Below are 22052 nucleotides of genomic sequence, written 5' to 3'. Positions count from 1 at the left end.
GGCTTAAAATTAAACAATAATATTACTTTATGGCGTAATTTATCGATTTTCTGCCCCTAAAACACAGTACAAATTGACTTTTTCAAAGCTTTCCGTATTATGCGCACGTCGCTTCTGGAAAGCACGCGTAAGTTTTTACGCATTTCTGCTTTTTTTTGACTAACGCTCAAGCGTAACTAAGGAATACATGAGCTTTTCTGATCTTGGATTAAATCCAAAGCTCCTGCAGGCTGTCGAGGATGTTGGCTATACAACACCTACGCCTATTCAGGAACAAGCAATCCCCTACGTGTTAATGGGTCGTGATGTAATGGGCTGTGCCCAAACCGGGACAGGAAAAACTGCCTCGTTTACACTGCCTATGATCGAAATGCTGTCCAGTGGTCGGGCACGTGCAAGAATGCCACGTTCTTTGATCCTGACACCAACACGTGAACTTGCCCATCAGATTTCGGAAAATTTCGAAAACTATGGAAAATACAGCAAGCTTAGCAAAGCTCTCCTTATCGGAGGCTCTTCCTTTGCGGAGCAGACAAAGCTCCTCGAACGCGGCGTTGATGTGCTTATTGCCACACCTGGTCGTCTTCTCGATCTTTTCGAGAGAGGCAAGATCATGCTGGTCGACACTAAACTTTTGGTGATTGATGAAGCAGACCGGATGCTGGATATGGGCTTTATCCCCGATGTAGAAAAGATCGTGTCTTTGCTTCCACCACTGAGACAGACACTCTTTTTCTCTGCCACCATGGCACCGGAAATCAAGAAGCTGTCCGACAAGTTCCTCAGCAATCCGAAAGAAATCTCTGTTACCAAGCAGGCATCAACTGCTGAAACGGTTCAACAGACGGTTATCAAGATTGATGGCGGTCCCAAGGATAAGCGCGAAGCACTACGCCAGATCATGACTGGCGAAGGTGAAATCCAATCCGCGATTTTATTCTGCAATAGAAAAAAAGACGTCGACATTCTGAATAAATCACTGAATGTACACGGATTTTCTGCTGCAGCACTCCACGGTGATATGGTTCAATCATCCCGTATGGAAACACTGAACGACTTTAAGGACGGCAAAGTTAAGCTGTTGGTCTGTTCAGATGTTGCTGCACGTGGTCTGGATATTCCCGCAGTATCGCACGTCTTTAACTTTGACGTTCCAATTAACCCCGAAGATTATGTTCACCGCATAGGAAGAACCGGGCGTGCAGGGCGAGAAGGCAAGGCATTCACAATCGCGACAATTGAAGATTACAAGGCATTACGCAACGTGTTAACAACAATTAATAGCGCTATTCCTGTTGTTTCTCTTGAAGGCTTTGAAAGCTGGACAGATGAAGAAGCTGCGTCACTAAAAGGACGCAGACGTCGGCGCCCAGCAAAAGCTTCGTCAAAAGGTGGCGATACCAAAGATGCGAAACCAAGCAGTCGTCGCAAGAAATCTGATGACGTTTCAGAAGATATTTCTTCTGAGATTGCAGCATCGACAGATACTGACAACAACACCGAAGAAAAACGTAACGCGAAAAAAACAGCCAGAACACCCCGTCGTAAACCAAAACCAACGGCTGTTATTGGCGAGAGAGAGCCTTCGTCAGAACCAAGTAACCCGACAAGCTCTTTTGGGGACCACACCCCGGCTTTCATTCTACGTGAAGCAAAAGTCGCATAACAAAGATTGCATCGTAATCATGGGAAAGGCGTTCTTACGGGCGCCTTTTTTTATGGCTGGATCAGATCATCTGCACAAAACTTTTAAACATAAATATTGATGCCAAACGATAAAATGTTATTTATAAAAGTAGAGCACGCCCGACATAGCTAATAATTCCCAACCAAGCATCCCAAGCTCAGAGTCAGTATATGAACAAAGATTCCGCCTTTTCTTTTGGCGTTCCCTACTCCCTTTTTTATATCTTTGTTTTCATGACCATGGGCATCATTCTTGTGTTTTGGCCTCTATGGTTATCTGAAAGGGGGCTCAGTAAGTCAGAAATAGGCAATATACTCTCTATCCCGCCGTTCCTGATGGTACTGGTTTCCCCATTGATTGCCTTCATATCAGAAAAAAGCGGCTATAGCAGGACCGTACTTTTCACAACAGCATTAATCTCCAGCGGGTTCTTCTTCACCTTCTATTTCGCTGAAAATTTTTATTTTTATCTATTGCTCCAAGCAGGTGCATCGTGTTGCTTTCTTTCACTTATTCCTTTAGGTGACAGTCAAACACTTAAAGCTGTCCGCCTGTATGATTTAAATTATGGGCGAATAAGGCTTTGGGGCTCGCTTTCATTCATAGCAACAAGCTTTGGGGTCGGCCACCTTTTAGATACAATCGACATCAACTGGACACTATGGCTTATTCTATGCGCCCTTATTATTGTAGCATTTTTTAGCTTAACCCTGCCCCAACTGCCTGGGGAACAAGAAAAAACATCTGGCAATCCAAGAGTATTTCTTAGAAAGCCAAGCTTTCTCTTTTTTATTCTTGGGGCTGGCATGATCATTGGTAGCCACGCCGCCTATTATGCCTTTGGCTCTCTATACTTAACGTCACTGGGATATAGCAAAAGCCTCGTTGGGTTTATCTGGGCATTTGGCGTTATGGCTGAGGTCCTTTTATTCGCGTTTAGCAACAAGCTGTTTAAAAGCGCACGCTCTCTACACCTTATCATAATCGGTAGTATCGCGGGGATGATCAGATGGGGCACCCTTGGCTTTAGCGACAGTATGATTTTGATCATTGGTATCCAGGTTTTACACGCCCTGACATTCGGCCTGACACATTTGGGATCCATGTCATTTATAACAAAGCATGCCCCAAAAGATGTCTCGGCTTCTGCACAAAGCCTCTATTCCAGCATCGCAAATGGTCTGATGATGGGGTTATCAATTTTCGTTTCGGGCATGCTGTTTGATATTGATCCCTCGTATGCTTTTCTTGCAATGGTGGGGATGGCTGCAACTGGCGGGACTATTATATGGATAGTTACAAAGTTTGTACCACCGAGCAGCGCCCCACCGGCAAAAGAATATACGCATCAAGAACTACCCTGAACGGTAAAGAATTATTAGTATTTCCCTAGTTAAAATAGAGACGTTCTACTGGATTATCTTAAATAACAAAAGATAGCCGCGTTTTGATGGAAAACTAAATCCATATCTGCGGTTAATTTGATGGATCATAATTATTGAAATTACCCCCTAAACATGTCTTTGCTATCGCGTCTCTTTTACTTATTTTTCCACTGGTAAAAAAAAGTATTGCCGCTGATGCTCAACCAGTAACGATGGCTTGCAGCTCTTTCCCCCCCTATAAAATAGAAAATCCCGGCACAGGTCCCAAAGGTATGGATGTCGATATAATGCTGGAAATTTTTTCCCTCGCAGGGCGGGATGTTGAGTACTCGTTTTACCCTTGGAAACGTGCCGTCAAATTAGTCGAACAAGGAAAAGTAGATGGCCTTTGCGGGTGTTCTTATCACCCAGACAGAGATGAGAATTTCCTTTTCTCAGATATCCTTGGTTACCACAGCCAAGGGGTGTTCTTGTCAGAAGATGTGAGCTTAAGGAATTTTGATTCAGTTGCAGATCTCAAAGACTTATCAGTCGCCAGTGTAAGAGGTTATGCGGTCCATAAAGAATTAATCGAGAATGGTATCAAGGCTTATGAAGCGACAAATGACGACGATTTGCTAACCTTACTAGAAAACAAACGCGTTGACGCCGTTTATTCCTATAGGGACTCAATATTATTTGCCTTAGCCAATCGTGGCAAAAGCGGGCATGTAACCTACAGAGAACTGGTCAGTCATCCTTATTATTTTTGTTTTTCTAAAAAATCTGAAAAGGTTCAAAGTATTATTGATGATGTAAACCAAGGCCTGCGTACCATCAGGCATAATGGCACGTACGAAGAAATCAGAAAAAAGTATCAATAAAAAAAGGCCTCGAAAATGAAGCCTTTCTTATTCACTTTGACAAAAAAATCAGAGGCTATTTGGTGCCATAAATACGATCACCCGCATCCCCCAAACCGGGAACGATATATCCATGTTCATTTAGTTTCTGATCGACAGAGGCTGTGTAAACAGGAACATCCGGGTGTCCCTTTTGGAATTCTTCAATTCCTTCCGGTGCCGCAAGCAAGCAAAGGAACTTGATATTCTTTGCACCATCTTTCTTGAGACGATCTATAGCGGCTACAGCTGTATGCCCCGTTGCCAACATGGGGTCGACAACAATAACTTCACGATCGGCCATATCCGTTGGTACTTTATAATAGTATTCAATTGCTTCTAATGTTTCATGATCACGATATAGTCCGACATGCCCCACACGTGCAGACGGCAACAAATCCATCATCCCATCCAGAATACCGTTACCAGCACGCAGGATTGAAATAAAACAAGGTTCTAGATCTCGTAAGACCGGGCACATTGCACGTTCAACTGGTGTTTCAACCTCACGTTCTGTGAGAACCAGGTCTCGTGTAACCTCATAGGCAAGCAGGTGAGAGATTTCTTTTAACAACCGACGAAAATCAGGGGTCGCGGTTTCTTTCGAACGCATTTGAGTAAGTTTTACCTGAACCAAAGGATGCTCAACCACGGTTACATTTGCGCTCATATTTATAGCCTTTACGTCTGATGTTTTATTGTCGACAAATTATTCTTGTTACTTACCCTTTTAAGCTCTTTATGTCGACCCCCTCTCTATTCTCGAAACAAGAAGACCACGTATGCTTAAGCACTCACACTCTTAAAGATGCATTTCATATACGACATTTTGTCGCGATCAAATGGTTCTCTCTTTTCTAACAGTCTGGCTTTATTATACTTTCCACGAATACATAACTAAGTTGATTAATTACGGAGCCTTACACCGTATATTGGAACTTTAAAAAACTCTTAAAAAGAGGTTGCAATTTCGTTTTTTTGAGCTATTTAAAAAATCGGACCTTTTTAGTCCGGTATGGAGAAAAGCTATGTTCCGCCTTACGAGGTTAACAGATTATGCAGTTGTCGTTCTTGGGCAAATGTCTTCGCAAAAAGAGCAGGTCGTTACGGCCCCTCAAATTGCAGAAGAAACAGGCTTGCCTTTGCCAACTGTTGCCAAAATTCTTGGTCTGCTTTCCCGGCAAGGCTTAATAACATCCCTTCGCGGAGCGGGTGGTGGTTATATAAGCCATCAAGATGCCGCCTCTATAACCGTTGCAGATATCATCCAGTCAATCGAAGGCCCAATTGCTTTAACGGCCTGTGTCGAGGGCGCAGTCGATAACTGTTCAGTAGAGACCATGTGCCCCATGCGCGGAAATTGGAACAAAGTAAATCAAGTTGTCGCCAATGCTCTGAAAACAGTGACACTCGCCGACATGATTGATTTCCAAGACAGTTTCATAATAGACAAACAAAAATCGGACGCGAGCTCAGTAGAGCTTACCTGATCAATTCAACTAAAGTCCGATAGGAGAGTAAAAGAATGGCTGCCACACAAGAAACAGTCGAACAGGTCCAATCCCTTGAGATGGACAAATATAAATATGGCTTTGTTACAGATATTGAATCTGAAAAAGCCCCTAAAGGCTTAAGTGAAGAAACTGTCCGTTTCATCTCTGCCAAGAAGAATGAGCCAGAGTGGCTTTTGGAATGGCGCCTGAAAGCATTCCGTCTTTGGCAGACAATGCCTGAACCCAAATGGGGAAAGTTGGAGATTCCTGAAATAGATTATCAGGATTCATACTATTACTCTTCCCCCAAAAGCATGGAAGACCGTCCACAGAGTTTGGACGAAGTCGATCCAGAACTGCTTCGTACGTATGAGAAACTGGGCATCCCAATTAAAGAGCAAGAGGTATTGGCGGGTGTGGCCGTTGATTACGTTTTTGACTCTGTATCGGTTGCAACCACTTTCCGTGAACAGCTGAAAGAAGTCGGTGTTATCTTCTGCCCGATTTCCGAAGCAATTCAGGAATATCCGGAACTGGTCAAGAAGTATCTTGGCTCGGTTGTTCCTGCAGGTGACAACAAACATGCCTGTTTGAATTCAGCCGTCTTTACCGATGGTTCCTTTGTATACATTCCAAAGGGCGTTCGCTGCCCGATGGAACTATCAACCTATTTCAGAATTAACGAACTGAACACAGGACAGTTCGAACGCACACTTATCGTAGCCGACGAAGGCTCTTATGTGAGTTATCTGGAAGGCTGTACCGCGCCTCAGCGTGATGAAAATCAACTTCATGCCGCGGTTGTCGAGTTGGTAACGATGGATGATGCCGAAATCAAATACTCCACGGTTCAAAACTGGTATCCCGGTGATGAAGACGGCAAAGGCGGTATCTATAATTTCGTGACCAAGCGCGGTATATGTAAGGGTAAAAACTCCAAGATCAGCTGGACACAGGTTGAAACAGGTTCAGCAATTACCTGGAAATATCCAAGCTGTATCCTGCAAGGTGATAACTCTGTTGGCGAGTTTTATTCCGTTGCAATCACCAATGGCCGTCAACAGGCCGATACCGGCACCAAGATGATCCATTTGGGTAAAAACACAACCTCACGCATCATCTCGAAGGGTATTTCCGCTGGTAAGTCTCAGAACACCTATCGCGGGTTGGTCAGAGTTGCCGCAAAGGCCGAAGGAGCGCGTAACTTTACTCAGTGTGATTCGCTTTTGGTTGGCGATACCTGCGGAGCGCACACCGTTCCCTATATCGAAAGCAAAAACAGATCGGCAAGACTGGAACACGAAGCGACGACATCCAAAATCAGTGAAGATCAACTCTTTTACTGTCGTCAACGCGGTATCTCTGAAGAAGATGCTGTCGGTCTTGTGGTCAACGGCTTCTGTCGCGAAGTACTTCAGGAATTACCAATGGAATTTGCTGTTGAAGCGCAACAGCTTGTCAAAATCAGTCTGGAAGGCAGCGTCGGATAACGAAGCGCCCTATTCCAATTAGACACCTAGATAAAGAGAACAGAGCAAAAAGATGTTAGAAATCAAAAACCTTCATGCAGAAGTTGACGGACAATCCATTCTTAAGGGCATTGACCTGAATATCAACAAAGGCGAAGTGCACGCCATCATGGGCCCTAACGGCTCTGGTAAATCAACACTTGCAAATGTGCTTGCCGGTCGTGATGACTATGAAGTCACCGAAGGCGGTATCTTTTTCGATGGCAAAGACATTTCCGACCTGGAGCCTGAAGAGCGTGCCGGCGAAGGTATCTTCCTCGCATTTCAGTATCCAGTAGAAATTCCTGGCGTGACCAACACGACATTCCTGAAAGAAGCTCTGAATGCTCAACGTCGTTACCGCGGTGAAGAAGAGCTGGACGGTATGGAGTTCGTGAAAATGATCCGCGGCAAAACCAAAGAGCTTGGCATCAAGGATGATATGCTGAAACGCGCCGTTAATGTCGGGTTTTCTGGTGGTGAGAAAAAACGTAACGACATTCTGCAAATGGCTGTTCTCAATCCCAAACTTGCCGTTTTGGATGAAACAGATTCAGGTCTGGATATTGACGCCCTTAAAGTTGTTGCCGAAGGCGTGAACAAACTACGAGCCGAAAACAACGCCATTTTGGTTATCACGCACTACCAGCGTCTTTTGAACTACATTGTACCTGATCAGGTACACGTTTTGGCACATGGTAAAATCCGCCGTTCCGGTGGCAAGGAACTGGCTCTTGAGCTGGAAGAAAAGGGTTATGCTGACTATTCTGGTGAGGCAGCCTAATGGTAACACTTCCATCAGATAAAGAGGCATTCGTTGCCCACTACGACCAGACCAAGGACCACTTGCCCGGCCGTAATCTTGCGTGGCTCAATGAAACAAGAGCGAAAAACATCGCGCTGTTCAACGACATCGGATTACCATCGGCAAAAACAGAGCTTTGGAAGTTCACCAGCCTTAATCCGCTAAAGAAACAGGCTTTCTCTGCGCCAGAAACCTCAGGACAGGCAGCCAACGATGACCTGCCAAGGCTTTTTGATGCAACAAGCTCTGTTCGCCTTGTTTTCATCGACGGTAAATACTCAGCGTCTCTTTCAGACACTTCTTTGCCAAGCGGTGTTACCATGGAAAGTTTGGCGGCAGTGCTTGATAACGGGACCACTAATCTCGACCAAACACGCATGTCACGTCCCCGCGCGGAAGAGCAGCCACTTGTGGCCTTGAATACAGCCCTCATGGCCGATGGATATATCCTGTCTGTTGCCAAAGATGTTTCTGTAGAAAAGACAATCGAGATACTTCATCTCGGCAGTGGTAAGGCTGAAAGTACGCATCACACAAGAAATATCATTTCTGTTGGATCAGGCAGCAAGGCAACGATTGTCGAGCACAATACCGATCATGGCGAGAACGTATATTTCTCTAATACAGCCACAGATATCAGCGTTGATGAAAACGCCACCCTGCACCATTATCGCGTTCAAGAAAGCAACAGATCGGCCTTTTTGATCTCTTCAACAGAAGTAGAAGTTGGCAAAGGCGCGACATATGACAGCTTCCTGCTGAACACCGGTGCACGACTGGCACGATCAGACATTAATGTAAGCCTGGCAGCTGAGAATTCTGCCTGTCATTTAAACGGCACCTATATGGGTACCGACGACCAGCATTGTGACATTACAACACGCGTTGATCACAAGACACCCCACACAACGTGTGACGAAGTCATAAAGGGTGTCTTGAGCGGTAGTGCCAGAGGTGTTTTTCAAGGCAAGATCATTGTTCATGAACAGGCCCAGAAAACTGTTGGTAACCAATCTCACCGCGCCATGCTTTTGTCCGATCAAGCAGAAGTAGATGCGAAGCCTGAACTGGAAATCTTTGCTGATGACGTTATCTGCAGCCACGGTTGCACATCGGGTCAGATCGACGAAGATGCCCTGTTTTACCTGCGTTCTCGTGGTCTCTCGCAGGAACAAGCGCAAGCTCTTCTTGTGAATGCATTTCTGGCCGATGCAGTTGAAGCGGTGCAAAATGAAGATCTAAAGGATCTCTTTCTGGTTAGAATATCTGACTGGCTTGAAAACAACCCAAACAAACCAGCCTGATTTGAAATCAAGGGCATAAGGACACCACAATGAGCATAGGTACAGCAAAGAACGTTGATATGGGAACCATCAAAGCCGGTGACAATTCACTACAGGCGTTTGATGTCCATCGCATTCGCGAAGACTTCCCTATTCTTCAACGTGAAATCTATGGCCGTCCCCTCGTCTATCTCGACAGCGCTGCATCGGCACAAAAGCCCCGTCAAGTTCTAGAGCGGATGCAAGAGGCCTATGAAACCTATTATTCCAATGTTCATCGTGGTGTCCACAGCCTGAGCCAGGCCTGTACCGAAGCTTTTGAATCCGGGCGCAATGCTGCTGCACGTTTTATAAATGCAGAAAGCCCGGATCAATGCATTCTGACAAAGGGTGCGACAGAAGCTATCAATCTGGTCGCCCAAAGCTATGGACGAAGCTTCCTCAAAGCGGGCGATGAAATCATCATTTCCCATATGGAACACCATTCCAACATTGTTCCCTGGCAAATTCTCAGGGATCAAATTGGTATCGAAATCAAAGTCGTGCCAATTGATGGGGATGCAAACTTCCTGTTTGAAGAATATGAAAGTCTTTTTACTTCAAAAACCAAACTGGTTGCCATTACCCATATCTCAAATGCTGTTGGTACTGTAACCCCGATCAAAGATATTATCCGTGTTGCTCACGCACATGGTGCAAAGGTTCTGGTTGATGGTTGTCAGGCTGCCCCGCATGCTCACATTGATGTGCAGGATCTCAAGCCTGATTTTTACTGTTTTTCCGGCCACAAGGTTTACGGCCCCAGCGGTGTTGGCATCCTCTATGGACAAGCAGACCTTCTCAATTCAATGCCGCCTTATCAGGGTGGTGGCGAAATGATTGATCTCGTTACCTTTGAGAAAACCACCTACAAAGAGATACCGCATCGCTTCGAGGCTGGAACACCCGCAATTGTAGAGGCCATCGGCCTTGGCGCGGCCATTGAATACATTGAAGCGCTGGGCAAAGATAATATTGCTGCCCATGAAAACGGTATCCTTGCCTATGCAACAGAACGCCTGAGCAGAATTCCCGGCCTGAATATCATTGGTCGGGCCAAGGAAAAGGCGAGTATTCTGTCTTTCACCATGGAAGAAGCCCATGCCCATGACATCGGTACAATCCTGGATCGCAGAGGTGTTGCGGTCAGGGCCGGACATCACTGTGCTCAACCGCTGATGCAACGCTTTGATCTGCCTGCGACGGCCCGTGCCTCTTTTGGGATCTATAACACCCGTGAAGAGGTTGACGCCCTTGCCGACGCCCTTGAAAAAGTACGGGAACTCTTTAGCTAATGTTTGATGATGGTAAAAGCTTAAGCGACTTTCTCCCCAAGGCAGAAGAAGGTTTTAAAGCTACAGCGGGCACGCCATTGGCCAAGGGAACTGCCTTTGCCGGCAAAGACGACATTATTGATGCCTTCCAAAGTGTTCACGACCCGGAAATTCCCGTGAATATTTATGACCTGGGTCTGATCTACGGCCATGAGATGGATAAAGAAGGTAATGTTAATGTCAGTATGACACTCACAGCCCCGAACTGCCCGGTAGCGGGTGAACTACCCATGCAGGTAGCAGAAGCCGTTGCCGCTGTGGAAGGGGTTGGGGAAGTTACCGTTATTCTAACCTGGTCTCCCCCGTGGAACCAAAATATGATGAGCGAAGATGCACAACTTGCGCTTGGCCTGTTTATGTAACCTTTTTATTTGGGGCATTACCCCCATATAATGATATAGTAAGACCAGAAACTGGAAATTAAGAGACATAATCCGATGATGCCAAAACTCATCACCCTTACAGATGCTGCCGCGGATCGCGTTAAAATGCTTATGGACCAAAGTCAGGACGAAGCCGTTCTTGGTTTGCGTGTTGGCATCAGCACAAAAGGTTGTTCCGGTCTCAGCTATGTCGTGGAATACGCTAAAGAACAAAAGAAATTTGAAGACGTTGTTGAAGACAAGGGCGTCAAAATCTTTATTGAACCAACTGCCGTTATGTATTTGATTGGCAGTGAGATGGACTTTGTTCAGGACAAATTCCAAAGCTCATTTGTTTTCAACAATCCAAATGAAGCAGGCCGTTGCGGATGCGGGGAAAGTTTTCACGTTGCTCCCGAAAGTAACAAAGCAGAATTAATTACCTGATCTTAGCCCTGTCCTGTCTGCCGACCGACTTCCCCTGACACCACGCCCACGTTCAGAGTTCTAATAAGAAACCATGTCCTACACATTTGATCCCGCTCCCGTTGTCACACTCCCCGTTGTCGGATCAGATCTCTTGTTTCCTGTGCGACGCATCTTCTGCGTGGGCCGGAACTATACCGAGCATACAAAAGAAATGGGAGGCAATCCCGATATTGAAACCCCGATGTTCTTTATAAAGCCTGCTGAATCTATAGCTGCCGAAGGCGGATCAATTCCTTATCCCGGCGCGACAACAGATCTCCATCATGAAGTTGAACTTGTGGTCGCACTAAAAAGCGGCGGCAGCAATATTTCACCAGAACAGGCGAGCGAACATATTTTTGGCTATGCGACCGGTGTCGATCTAACCAGAAGAGATTTACAGAAAATCTGCAAAGACAAACGTCACCCTTGGGATGTTGCAAAAGGCTTTGAAAACTCGGCCCCCTGTAGTGCGATCACACCACACACAGAGAGTTTACTCTCCGGATCTTCCTCGATTTCGCTTGGTGTGAATAATGAGATTCGTCAGCACGCAACACTTGGGGATATGATCTGGCCCGTCGAACAGATCATCTATCACCTGAGCCGCCTGTTTGATCTGCGTTCAGGTGATATTATCATGACAGGGACACCGGCAGGTGTCGGGGCAATCAAATCCGGCGATCAAATCACCTGCTCAATAGAAGGCCTTTCAGATCTCGAATTTCGACTAACATGAAACTTAAGTTGAATGAGAATTTTACTATCTCACTTAGCTTTTAGTTATACCCGGCAATAGACAGCAGCTTATCAAGATCGACATGCTCTTCCATATGCTGGGCCAAAGCATCAAGAGTTCCATCAATTTCTTTTTCAAACGACAGAGTACTGGCTTCTCTTTTTTTAATACGGTTCAAAAAAGCAGCCCTGTAGCTATCGGATACAAAAAGGCCGTGCAGATAGCATCCTGATATTTGCCCGGAAGCAAGCTGTACACCCTCTTCCCTGTCGCCAATAGAGAGCATGGGTAATATGTCACCCGTTCGGGGCTCGGCAATGTCAGTCACACCAACATGCATTTCATATCCGGTTACAGTTTCTCTGCTTGAAATATCGAGTCCCTTAACTTCTGTAAGTTTCTTATCACCCGTTAATACAGTTGTCACAGGTAGCAACCCCAGACCCGGTACGGACGCCACTTCCCCTTCAATTCCTTCCGGGTCAGAGATTAAAGTTCCCAGCATTTGATAGCCCCCGCAGATACCGAGGACCTGACCACCTCTTCTCACATGTGCGAGCAAATCAATGTCCCAACCTTGCGCCCTGAAGAACTCCAGATCACCGATTGTCGCCTTTGATCCCGGTAATATAATCAAATCCGTCTCAGCAGGAATAACATCGCCGGGATGAACAAACGTCAACTCAACATCTTCTTCTGTAATAAGGGGGTCAAAATCATCAAAGTTGGAAATACGCGAAATCAAGGGTACGGCAATACGAATGACCTCTTTGTCATTAGTATCTCTACCACCATTTGAAATACCGGACTGAACAGATACCGCATCTTCATCAGGCAATTTACGCGCGTCCTTAAAATAAGGCACGACCCCAAGAGAAGAAAAACCGCTCTTTTCTTCTATAATACTTACACCCGATTTAAATAGACTGAGATCGCCGCGGAACTTGTTAATAACAATACCCTTAACAAGGTCTTTTTCTTCCTCTTGCAAAAGTTCTCCCGTTCCGACGATTGACGCAATGACACCACCACGGTCAATATCCCCAATAAGAATAACGGGCACCTGCGCTGCAATCGCAAAGCCCATGTTGGCAATATCACCAGACCTTAAGTTTACCTCCGCCGGACTGCCCGCCCCTTCGACCAGAACAATGTCGGCTTCATCGGCCAAACGATGAAAGCTCTCAAGAACGGTTGGCATCAATTCATGGCGGCGGCCCCAATAGTTGCCTGTGTTGGTATTTCCCCATATCTTCCCCTTCACAATAACCTGAGACCCCATGTCCGTTTGAGGTTTAAGTAAAACGGGATTCATATCCGTGGAGGTTTCAACACGACAGGCCTTGGCCTGAAGCGCCTGGGCACGACCAATCTCTCCACCTTCGGGCGTGACAGCAGCATTGTTTGACATGTTCTGTGGCTTAAATGGGCGAACCATGAGGCCACGATTAGAGAAAGCCCTGGCAATCCCGGCAACCAAAAGAGATTTGCCAACATCAGACCCAGTACCTTGAAACATGATTGCAACAGCCATAAGAATTCCTGTATGCGCAAAAGAATTGTGGAAGAGTTTAATATTTAATCACAGGAATACACACGCACGAGCAACCTTAAAACAACAAAAAACCAACAAAGTAAAAATTACATAAAAATTTATATTAATTAAAGAATAATGCTTAAAAAATTTCTCATTACTTTAATAATAAACAGTATTAAATAAGTAAAAATATTCTATTCTTAAATTCTCAACAATTAACAGATATCTTTACTCTTTATTAATAGTTGAATGACATTATGATCCCAAGTTTACGAGGAATAGGAGCCCTGAACATGCTTAACTTTACAAAAAACTTTCTTACTGACGAATCTGGCGCTACTGCTATTGAATATGGCTTGATCGCTGCGCTTGTTTCCGTTGCCGCGATTGCAACACTTGAAGCACTTGGTACATCACTTAAAGACATTTTTGGCGTAGCAAAGAGTTCTTTGGACGATGCAGCGAAGGCAGCAAAAACAAGCTAATTAAAATTGGCTTATTAAAGAAAACAGCCGGCTTTTATAGCCGGCTGTTTTTATTTTTTAAACAATTGATTTAAAATTACTCTCATCCACAAATTTACGTAAGTCGCTCACACTTCTTTTACAAAGCGTTTACCATATCCGCATAGAATGCACATATGATGGCACGTAAATTAATCCTGATACTCATAGCATTAATGCTAAGTGGCGGCACCGCATTTCTAGCCAAATCCTGGCTTGATGCAAATAAACGCCCTATCCAGTCAGCCCAAACCGTAGCTTTGGCACCACAAGAATCTGTTCAAATATTGACTGCAAAAATAGATATTCCCCTCGGAAAATTTATAAGTGAAGAAGATTTCATATGGCAAGACTGGCCCGAAGATTATGCATCAGACCATCACCTACTCAAAGAAAACTTTAAAACTGAAGACTTAATAGGACGTGTTGCCCGCAAGGAAATCGCCGCGGGGGAGCCTATTAATATTAAAAAATTTGTCCGTCCAGGAGAAAGAGGCTTCTTAGCCGCAGTCTTAAAGCCAGGGCATCGGGCTTTATCAATTCCCATATCTGGTGCAACTGGTGTAAGTGGACTGGTTTTTCCAGGTGATCGTGTTGATCTTATCGTTTCCCTCTCAATTCAATATGACGAAGACAAGTCGGCGACAACACGAAAAGCCAGCGAAACTGTGATGACCAATGTGCGTGTTTTAGCCCTCGGAGCGGCGATAAATACACCGGAAGGCAAGAACAGTATCAGTGCAAAAACTGTCACGGTAGAGCTAAAACCGGATCAGGTTGAAATCGTTACCGTCGCAAAAATTCTTGGCACAATTTCGTTAGCCTTACGTCCCCTTGCAAAAGATGAAGAAGAGTTACAGGAAATGATCGAGACAGGAAACATTGCGGCAGATGAAAGCCCTGAAAAAGGCGATAGCTACACATGGGATTATGAGGCAACACAGGTCTTAACAGGCAATACAGGTGGATCAACAGAAAGTTCACTCGTAATTTCTAGAGGAAACACATCTGTTAAAGCAGGAGGAGACTAATGAACTTTCTAAGAGTCATCCTCTTACACATAACAAACTTTGCTCTGATCGCCAGCTTGAATGTCGCCCAAGCCCAATCCTTTCAAACCGTTGATACAAATTCAGAAATCATGGAAGTGGAGATTGGAAAAGGGAAGCTACTAAAGCTCCCCCGCTCTGCGTCGAATATCTTTATTGCTAACCCAGAAATTGCAGACCTGAATGTTAAGTCCGCTAAACTAGTTTATGTTTTCGGAAAAAAGTCAGGCGAAACAAGCGTATTTGCAATAGACACAAATGATCAAGTCATCGCAAGCATACCAATAAAAGTAACCCATAATCTGGTACAATTAAGAGAAACACTGGATACTGCCTTACCTGCCCATAAAATAAACGTAAGCTCTATCAACAATGGCATTCTTCTAACTGGCCAAGTTAATAATGCAGTTGATGCGGATAGTGCAAAGCGTATTGCAGAACGATTCATCGCAGCGGAAACAGAACAAGTTATTTCCCAAATGTCTGTTCTTGCCTCTGACCAAATTCATTTACGCGTACGAATAGCAGAAGTGCGAAACGACGTGCTAGAACAATTTGGTTTTGATTGGTCTGGATCAAGGTTCAATGATGGCTTAACAAACGCTTCATTAACAACAACAACATCAACCCTATTGGGAACCAACCCACCAAACCTTTTGGGCATCACTTCAACCATTGGAAAATATTTCAATTTAAACGTTCTTATTGACGCCCTAGCTCAAGACGAGTTGGTCACGATACTAGCAGAACCCAATTTAACTGCTGTATCAGGAGAAACAGCAACATTCCTCGCAGGAGGTGAATTTCCAGTCCCAGTTGGTTCTGGAATTGAAGATGGGGTACGAACTGTCTCAATCGCCTTTAAATCATTTGGTGTTAGCTTAGCATTTACGCCAACAATCATATCAGAAAATAGAATATCACTTCGAGTACGTCCCGAAGTCAGTCAATTATCATCTGACGGAGCTGTGGTATTAGCAAACATTGAAATCCCTGCGTTATCGACAAGGCGAGTTGAAACAACGGTAGATCTGGGATCCGGGCAAAGCTTTGCAATTGCAGGACTTATTTTGAACAATCAGACTCAAGTTGCCAATAAAGTACCTGGTTTAGGGGATATCCCTGTACTTGGTAAACTATTTAAAAGCGAACGCTTTCAAAACAGTGAAAGCGAGTTGGTTATTGTTGTCACCCCCTATCTCGTCAAACCATCAAATACCCCAATTGCTCTTCCGACTGATCCTTATGTAGAGCAGATCAATCCCGTAACGGCACCCAAAACATTAGAAACAACAACATCGACGACAAACGATGGAACAACAACGTTATATCCAAACTCAGAGCCAACTTTTATTGTGGAATAGATGATGAGAAAAATATCACCTACAACGGCTGGATTTTGGTTCGCTTTTTCATTTTCCACCTTTACATTGGGCTGCACCTCTCAAGAGGGATTTAAAACTGTCCCCGCAAAACAACAAATTTCTCAAGCTGCGGTAAATTTCATGGATTTAGGGCGGTGGCGTCCGATTTCCACAAGCAATAGAACGAGAACGCACAGCTACATAGCAACAGAAGGCTTCTACATCCCCAATGATGCAACAGACTCCTTTATATTAGAAAAAGAAGTACAGAACTTCCTTCAAAGCTATAAAGTGAATACACAAGATACGATTATTCTGGATGGCTTACGCGATGGATCAGGCACAAAAACCCCAACTGCGATTAATGCCGTCAATAGACTAAAGTTCACACTGACAGAACTTGGTTATCAAAGCAGTGTAGCCAAAAAGCCTATCGCGATATTTATTGAAGGCACACATAATGCTGCAATCTTGATCCACAGAAAGATTATTGTTCCGCCAGAGTGCAGCGTAAAAAAACACCCAAAAGGTACAAGGCCAGTAAAAAGAACCCTTGGCTGCGCCCAGGAAGTTAACTTGGCCAATATGGTTGTTTCTCCTGATGCACTGGATGGAACCCAACCTATCACTTCTGCTGACTCTACTGCTGTATCCCTTGGCATTGAAAGATATAGAAAGGGTGAAATAACACCTTTGATAAGCGGATTAAGCACAAGCGGGATTTCGGAATAGGGCATAAACACACAATGGCATCAAATGAAATCGATGATATTTTTGGGGACTTAAACGAGGAGCTGGACACAGCTGCCGAACTTGTTGCTTTTGTTAGTGATGGACAAACCCATGACGTCGCACTCGCGGTATCAAGACAACTTGGTTTTGCTGCAGAGGTAAGAGATGGGCAATGCCAAGATGCAATGTCTTACCTCGGTGACAATCCGGCCCCCAAATATCTGTTAGTCGATATTGGGAATGACGAACTATCAGCGGCCACGTCTTTGTTTTCACTTGTTACGGCTCTTCCTGAAAATACCAAGCTTATTTCTGTTGGATCAATCAATGACATCGGTTTTTACAGGGAAATGATTGAAATTGGCGTCTCGGACTATGTTCTCAAGCCACTAACAGAGAAAGCATTGCTTACAGCTGTTAACAATGCAGACAAATCCAATGTTGTCTATATTTCTCAAGACGACGAAATTATTCCATCAGAAAATAATAAAACGATTGTACTTGGTGTTCGTGGTGGTGTTGGCGCGAGCACGGTTGCAGTTAATCTGGCTTGGTTGCTCGCCGAAGAGTTAAAAATAAAAACGGCTCTTTTAGATATGGATATTGAGTTTGGTACTGTCGCTCTCACGCTGGACATAGAACCAACCCAAGGCCTAAGAGAAGCATTAGAAAACCCAGAACGACTGGACAGCCTTTTTATATCCAGCACAACTGCCAAGCTATCTGAAAATCTTGCCATTATGGCAACTGAAGAAAATTTAACAGAAGACCTTTCCTTTACACATGACGGGATTGCAATTTTGATGGAAGCCCTTTCCAGGGAACATCAGCAACTCATTGTCGACACACCCAAATCAGCAGTAAAACTGCGAAAAGATATTCTCTCAGAAGCTGGCACCGTTATTCTTGTTACAGAATACAATCTGCCGTGTCTGCGGGATACGATACGAACACAGAGTTTGATTAAGACAATAAACGAAGAGTGTCGGGTCATTGTTGTTGCGAACAAAACAAGTAGCAACCAGTCTGCGATTCCTTCATCAGAGTTTACAAAAGCTTTAGGGGTAAACGTCGATGTTGAAATTCCAGAAGACGTAAAATTGTCAATAAAGGCAGCAAATAATGGCAAGCCATCGGTTGCACTTGACCCAAAAGCCAAACTGTCAAAAGCCTTTATGAAACTCGCTAAACTCGTTGCTCCAACAGATAATACACAATCGAAAAAAGCTACCTGGCGTAAACTAATTGGTCTCTCGTAATGCAGCACGAACAAAATACTGAGCAAGCCGACAACAATCAACAAAACGAGCAGCTAAAAGCATTACTAAAATCAAAGTTGGCTGATAAGCCTGCATCTGTAATGTCGCGTCCAGAACTTAGCTTGAAAATTGGGCAAATAATCACGGAAGAGCTAGAACGTCAAAGTAGTGATTTAAATCTATTGCAAAGACGAGCACTCATTACCCATCTTATCGACTGGTATGTAACCGATGTTTGCAAAGACGAAGAAAACCAAACAGAAGCAGAAGTTGTACCCGTGGCCTCGCTTTCAAAATTTGAGAGCCGCCCCTATCCCTTAAACAAGCCAAAGCATACAACACCAGTTACAGAACAGCAGGCCAGTTCAGCTTCTGGTACAATTGAAGAAGCCAAATCTATTATCCAGCCTAAAGTAATGGATAGACTAGATATTTCTGCGGCTTCAAAGTTGCCGAAAGAAGAGCTTGCAAGCCAGTTAGGGGAAATTGTTGGAGAAATTCTTTTTGAAGACAAATTGCGCCTGAATGCCCCAGAAAAAACAGCCGTAATAGAGCTTATAATAGCCGATATGCTGGGGTTGGGACCATTAGAGCCTCTGTTAGCTGACGAAGGCGTCACCGATATAATGGTTAATGGGCCGAACCAAGTCTATATTGAAAAGGGTGGTAAGCTTCAACTAACAGACGTTATCTTCAGAGATAATGATCATGTAATGAATGTTGCCAGACGAATAGTTGCTCATGTAGGCCGTCGCGTCGATGAAACAACACCACTTTGTGATGCGCGCCTCGCTGATGGCAGCCGTGTAAATATTATTATTCCACCACTCGCTATTGATGGCTCGTCTATCTCTATTCGTAAATTTGCAAAACAAAACATCACTCTGGATGTGATGAAAAAGCAAAAGAATATTTCCCCGGAAATGGCAACAGTGATGAAAATTGCTTCGCGAAGCAGATTAAATATCCTGATTTCCGGAGGTACAGGTTCCGGTAAAACAACACTGTTGAATGCTCTGTCCCAAATGATTGACCACGGAGAGCGCATCGTCACTATTGAAGATGCTGCTGAGCTCCAATTACAACAACCTCATGTAGTCAGACTGGAGACACGTCCCCCAAACCTTGAAGGTGAAGGAGCCATCACAATGCGGGATCTTGTTAAGAACTCGCTCCGTATGCGTCCAGATCGAATCATTTTGGGTGAGATCCGTGGATCAGAGGCTGTGGATATGCTTCAAGCGATGAATACTGGTCACGACGGTTCACTTGGTACAGTTCACGCCAACAGACCAAGAGAAGCACTTACCCGTCTTGAGAATATGGTGGGTATGGCTGGGATCAACCTTCCCGCCAAAGCCGTGCGCACCCAAATAGCTGACGCACTTGACATGATAATTCAAGTCTCTCGTATGCGTGATGGCATGCGAAGAATTACTCATGTAACCGAAGTCATCGGTATGGAAGGTGACATCGTCACGACACAGGATTTATTTACCTTTAATTTCACAGGTGAGGATAAAGATGGAAATCTTACTGGAGATTTTAAATCTACTGGTTTGAGACCCTTCTTCTTCCCGAAAGCAGAGTATTTTAGTCTGGGTAAACATTTGATGGATGCCATGGGATGATTGAATTATTTCAAGATATTGCCGCCGGCCGCGCCACTGATTTGCAGATAATGACAGTCATTTCTGCAGTACTACTTATGTTTATGATTTTACTTTATTTGATTTTAAAACCAGATAACAAACAAACCAAAGCCAGAATAAATACCATTGTTAACAATGCCAAAAACCAATCCTCTTTGCCCACTGAACACGTAAGTATTCGACGGCAAACCGAAGGCAGCGGCAATGTAAAACTAGACGAAATCATAAGACATTTAACGCCAAAGCCTGACCTACTAAGAGAAAATATGCAAAAAGCAGGTTTGCATCCAAATCTTGGACGCTTGTTAATCATATCCATCATCGTAGGTGTTCTATTTTTTGGCCTGTTTCACCTCACAACAAGCCATCCGCTTATACTTAAAGCACTATTAGCGGTAATTTTTGGACTTGGTGCGCCTCACTTTGGCCTGTACGTATTGAAAAAAAGACGGCAAAAAAAGTTTCTTGCTCTCTTTCCGGATGCAATTGATTTGATGGTAAGGGCTCTAAAAGCTGGCTTGCCAATTACTGAAGCAATAAAAAACGCCGGTGAAGAAATTGCCGATCCCGTTGGCACAGAACTCCTTAAGGTAACGAACGGAGTAAAGATTGGCGGAAAGTTACCCGATGAACTCGCCAAGGCGCAAAATCGTCTTGACCTTCAAGAGTTTCAATTCTTCACTGTTGCTCTATCCATACAAATGGAAACAGGTGGTAACTTATCGGAAACACTTGCAAACCTGTCCGATATTTTGCGTAAACGGAAACAGATGCAGCTCAAGATCAAAGCCATGTCTTCCGAAGCTAAAGCATCCGCTTATATTATCGGCTCGCTCCCCTTTGTGATGTTTGCGCTCATTCACACAATGAACCCCGGATATACATCACAGCTTTTAACCGACCCCAGAGGACACTTTGCACTGGGCGTGGGGCTATTTATGATCGCACTGGGCTGTGGGGTCATGTACAAAATGGTGAAGTTTGAAATATGAATTTACCAGACATAATCCCAGCCGGTTTCACCGAAGAACAATTTTTAATTTTAAGCGCAAGCCTGACCGTCTTGGCTATTTTTATTGCGATATGGTATTCCTTACTGGAAAGAGACCCGAGCACAAAGAAGACGGCTGAACTAGCCAAGCTCCGAGACGGTTTACGCACAAGTTATCTTACCCCGAAACAGCGCCGAAGCCTGACCCCAAAATCTGAAAATCTAATGCGGCAAGTCGTTGATTTTTTCAAATTGATGAAAAATGATCAGGCTGAAAAATATGCATTTATGCTTTCCAGAGCCGGTAAACGGACACCTGAAGCACTATACCGTTATCTCTTTTTCAAACTGATTTCTCCAATCGCTGGAGCCTCTTTTGCTTATTTATACATCTATGTGCTTAAAGCAATAAACCTTGCCCCAATGGGTCAAGCAGTTGCTACGATCGGCGCAACGCTTCTGTGTGCAAAGCTTCCTGACATTCTTTTAAAAAACTCAATTATTAAAAGGCAAGAAATTATCAGAAAGTCACTGCCAGACGGGCTGGATTTAATGGTTATTTGCACAGAGGCAGGTCTTAGCCTGGATGCAGCATTTGCAAGAGTATCCAAAGAAATGGCCGATGCAGCACCTGAACTTGCGGACGAGCTATCCCTTACTTCGCTTGAGTTAGGCTTTTTACCTGACAGAAAAAAAGCGCTTAATAACCTCGCTAGCAGAGTTGATATATCCATGATGCGAAGCTTGGTAAACGCATTAATTCAGTCAGAGAAATTTGGTACACCCTTATCGCAATCACTTAGGGTTATGAGTAATGAATTGAGGCATGAACGTTTAATGAAAGCAGAAGAAAAAGCCGCTAAACTTCCCGCTATTATGACCGTGCCAATGGTGGTCTTTATTCTACCACCCCTTTTTATCGTTCTTCTAGGGCCAGCTATCATGCGAACCCTAGACAGCTTTATCAACCGTTATTAAGTA

21 protein-coding genes are annotated in these 22052 nt (G+C 44.3%); 19 read left to right on the top strand and 2 right to left on the bottom strand.

Going from position 1 to position 22052, the window contains the following annotated elements:
• Positions 1 to 187 precede the first annotated feature (187 nt).
• The 3 genes from WH95_RS07210 (at position 188) to WH95_RS07200 (ending at position 3935) form a co-directional block, all read left to right on the top strand.
• On the top strand, positions 188 to 1666 hold the full coding sequence (locus WH95_RS07210) for a DEAD/DEAH box helicase (RefSeq protein ID WP_046505004.1): 1479 nt from the start codon (positions 188 to 190) through the stop codon (positions 1664 to 1666).
• Between the two features lie 191 nt (positions 1667 to 1857).
• Entirely contained in the window at positions 1858 to 3051 is a 1194-nt protein-coding gene (locus WH95_RS07205; RefSeq protein ID WP_046505002.1) for an MFS transporter, read from the top strand.
• Between the two features lie 134 nt (positions 3052 to 3185).
• Positions 3186 to 3935: a substrate-binding periplasmic protein gene (locus WH95_RS07200; protein WP_046504999.1), complete on the top strand. Its 750-nt coding sequence runs from the start codon at positions 3186 to 3188 to the stop codon at positions 3933 to 3935.
• Positions 3936 to 3990: 55 nt separating this feature from the next.
• On the opposite strand, the gene upp is transcribed toward WH95_RS07200, so the two are convergent.
• Entirely contained in the window at positions 3991 to 4623 is a 633-nt protein-coding gene (gene upp, locus WH95_RS07195) for a uracil phosphoribosyltransferase (RefSeq protein WP_046504996.1), read from the bottom strand.
• A 358-nt stretch (positions 4624 to 4981) separates the two neighbouring features.
• On the opposite strand from upp, the gene WH95_RS07190 reads away from it, so the two are divergent.
• The 8 genes from WH95_RS07190 to WH95_RS07155 all read left to right on the top strand — a co-directional run bounded on the left by WH95_RS07190 (position 4982) and on the right by WH95_RS07155 (position 11984).
• Positions 4982 to 5443, top strand: a complete 462-nt coding sequence (locus tag WH95_RS07190; protein WP_046504994.1) for an SUF system Fe-S cluster assembly regulator — start codon at positions 4982 to 4984, stop codon at positions 5441 to 5443.
• 35 nt (positions 5444 to 5478) lie between these two features.
• On the top strand, positions 5479 to 6936 hold the full coding sequence (sufB, locus tag WH95_RS07185) for a Fe-S cluster assembly protein SufB (protein WP_046504992.1): 1458 nt from the start codon (positions 5479 to 5481) through the stop codon (positions 6934 to 6936).
• 52 nt (positions 6937 to 6988) lie between these two features.
• Positions 6989 to 7738, top strand: coding sequence for a Fe-S cluster assembly ATPase SufC (gene sufC / locus WH95_RS07180; RefSeq protein ID WP_046504989.1), 750 nt, complete (start codon positions 6989 to 6991; stop codon positions 7736 to 7738).
• Positions 7738 to 9063, top strand: coding sequence for a Fe-S cluster assembly protein SufD (gene sufD, locus WH95_RS07175; RefSeq protein ID WP_046504987.1), 1326 nt, complete (start codon positions 7738 to 7740; stop codon positions 9061 to 9063). Before sufC ends, sufD begins: the two co-directional genes overlap by 1 nt.
• 29 nt (positions 9064 to 9092) lie before the next feature.
• Complete coding sequence (locus WH95_RS07170; protein WP_455349763.1) at positions 9093 to 10376, top strand: aminotransferase class V-fold PLP-dependent enzyme; 1284 nt, start codon at positions 9093 to 9095, stop codon at positions 10374 to 10376.
• Positions 10376 to 10777, top strand: coding sequence for a DUF59 domain-containing protein (locus WH95_RS07165; RefSeq protein ID WP_046504984.1), 402 nt, complete (start codon positions 10376 to 10378; stop codon positions 10775 to 10777). The genes WH95_RS07170 and WH95_RS07165 overlap by 1 nt, the downstream gene beginning before the upstream one ends.
• Before the next feature lie 75 nt (positions 10778 to 10852).
• Positions 10853 to 11224 (top strand): HesB/IscA family protein, encoded by a 372-nt coding sequence (locus tag WH95_RS07160; protein ID WP_046504982.1) that lies wholly within the window; start codon positions 10853 to 10855, stop codon positions 11222 to 11224.
• Between the two features lie 73 nt (positions 11225 to 11297).
• Entirely contained in the window at positions 11298 to 11984 is a 687-nt protein-coding gene (locus WH95_RS07155; protein ID WP_046504978.1) for a fumarylacetoacetate hydrolase family protein, read from the top strand.
• A 40-nt stretch (positions 11985 to 12024) separates the two neighbouring features.
• Here the strand turns inward: WH95_RS07155 and WH95_RS07150 are convergent, their stop codons facing one another.
• Positions 12025 to 13518 (bottom strand): cobyric acid synthase, encoded by a 1494-nt coding sequence (locus WH95_RS07150; RefSeq protein ID WP_046504976.1) that lies wholly within the window; start codon positions 13516 to 13518, stop codon positions 12025 to 12027.
• A 296-nt stretch (positions 13519 to 13814) separates the two neighbouring features.
• Here WH95_RS07150 and WH95_RS07145 point away from each other — a divergent pair, with 296 nt between their 5' ends.
• The 8 genes from WH95_RS07145 to WH95_RS07110 all read left to right on the top strand — a co-directional run bounded on the left by WH95_RS07145 (position 13815) and on the right by WH95_RS07110 (position 22049).
• On the top strand, positions 13815 to 14006 hold the full coding sequence (locus WH95_RS07145) for a Flp family type IVb pilin (protein ID WP_046504974.1): 192 nt from the start codon (positions 13815 to 13817) through the stop codon (positions 14004 to 14006).
• Between the two features lie 155 nt (positions 14007 to 14161).
• The gene (gene cpaB / locus WH95_RS07140; protein WP_052741855.1) at positions 14162 to 15055 is read left to right on the top strand and encodes a Flp pilus assembly protein CpaB; all 894 of its coding nucleotides are present in this window, start codon (positions 14162 to 14164) and stop codon (positions 15053 to 15055) included.
• The gene (locus tag WH95_RS07135) at positions 15055 to 16437 is read left to right on the top strand and encodes a type II and III secretion system protein family protein (protein WP_052741854.1); all 1383 of its coding nucleotides are present in this window, start codon (positions 15055 to 15057) and stop codon (positions 16435 to 16437) included. The genes cpaB and WH95_RS07135 overlap by 1 nt, the downstream gene beginning before the upstream one ends.
• Positions 16438 to 17169 (top strand): CpaD family pilus assembly lipoprotein, encoded by a 732-nt coding sequence (locus WH95_RS07130; RefSeq protein ID WP_046504971.1) that lies wholly within the window; start codon positions 16438 to 16440, stop codon positions 17167 to 17169.
• Between the two features lie 14 nt (positions 17170 to 17183).
• Positions 17184 to 18428, top strand: coding sequence for a P-loop NTPase (locus WH95_RS07125; RefSeq protein ID WP_046504968.1), 1245 nt, complete (start codon positions 17184 to 17186; stop codon positions 18426 to 18428).
• Positions 18428 to 20059, top strand: a complete 1632-nt coding sequence (locus WH95_RS07120) for a CpaF family protein (protein ID WP_046504966.1) — start codon at positions 18428 to 18430, stop codon at positions 20057 to 20059. The genes WH95_RS07125 and WH95_RS07120 overlap by 1 nt, the downstream gene beginning before the upstream one ends.
• Positions 20056 to 21072, top strand: a complete 1017-nt coding sequence (locus WH95_RS07115; RefSeq protein ID WP_052741853.1) for a type II secretion system F family protein — start codon at positions 20056 to 20058, stop codon at positions 21070 to 21072. The genes WH95_RS07120 and WH95_RS07115 overlap by 4 nt, the downstream gene beginning before the upstream one ends.
• A complete protein-coding gene (locus WH95_RS07110) occupies positions 21069 to 22049 on the top strand; it encodes a type II secretion system F family protein (RefSeq protein ID WP_046504964.1) in 981 nt (326 codons plus the stop codon). Before WH95_RS07115 ends, WH95_RS07110 begins: the two co-directional genes overlap by 4 nt.
• Positions 22050 to 22052 lie beyond the last annotated feature (3 nt).

It is taken from the genome of Kiloniella litopenaei (genome assembly GCF_000982415.1).
Classification (GTDB): Bacteria; Pseudomonadota; Alphaproteobacteria; order Kiloniellales; family Kiloniellaceae; genus Kiloniella; species Kiloniella litopenaei.
This window is presented reverse-complemented; position numbering and strand designations above follow the sequence as displayed.